Genomic DNA, 1,002 nt, shown 5'->3' on the forward strand with positions numbered 1-1,002 from the left:
AGAACTCACGTTGACCGCGACGGTAGTACACGATTGGTGCTGCCAACTCATACTCAATATTTTCTAGTTTAGAGTCGTCAATCACTAAAAAGCGAGTCATACGAATCGTACTACCGTTCGCACAATAGCCTGCTGCATCATAATCAATTGCATCGAATGGTTTTAGATCATCAGAAAACAGATCCGCAGTACAGCCATCAAATCGAGCAACATGTACCCAGACTGCCTTTTGTTGGGTTCGGTCATCGCTACCCACTGGTTTTAACAAGAACAGCGCGACCTTACCTTTGCCAAATTTTTGCAGCTCATCATCCGTCGGTTCACGTACCGAACGCGAACCCATGATGCCAAACTCACTTTCTTCTAAATTGGAAAACTGCGGGGCACTGAGGGTACTTACGATGACGGTTTGTTCGCTATCAAGTTGTGTGTATTTATCTGCAACACCCGATTCCGCCAAATCGACATTAACCGTGACTCTTGTTCTTGGTAACGCTTTGTAATCTCGCGATTCACTCTCAGAAATATCCAACGCAATAGAATGATATTGAGAGTAATTAGTTAGCGTCAACTCAGCTTTCGCATTGTCTAACGTGGCAAGCTCTTCGCTCACGGTATCAGCAAATGCGTAAGTGCGAGTGCCTACCGTTTTACCAAAGTCCAAACTAATCGTCTTAAATGGCGTAAATTCCACAGTTTGAAGCTTCGTCGTAAGACCTGGATGATCCGCTTTATTAATGGTGCCGTTAACCAATACGGTTTTAGTTGTATAGTTACGTGCAGTTAACGTCACTTCCACTTGGTAGTCGCCAGCATGCAGCACTTTCAAACGATCAGAATCTGAAGATAACAACTCAACCACCGGCTCAGCTTGGTTAATCAGACGGTAGCTTGCTTTGGCTTCTCCCCCACTCATCACAGGTGTGATAACCGCACCAGCAGAAAAGTCCAGAGTTGGATAAGTAATAGAAACCGGGTTGCTACCTTGTTTAATCGTTACAG

General features: G+C 44.7%; 1 pseudogene. It reads right to left on the reverse strand.

Annotation, left to right across the window (positions count from 1 at the left end):
* Positions 1 to 1,002: pseudogene (locus R7O12_RS27235) on the reverse strand (cadherin repeat domain-containing protein); the annotation flags it as partial.

The organism is Vibrio sp. Vb1574, from assembly GCF_033338675.1.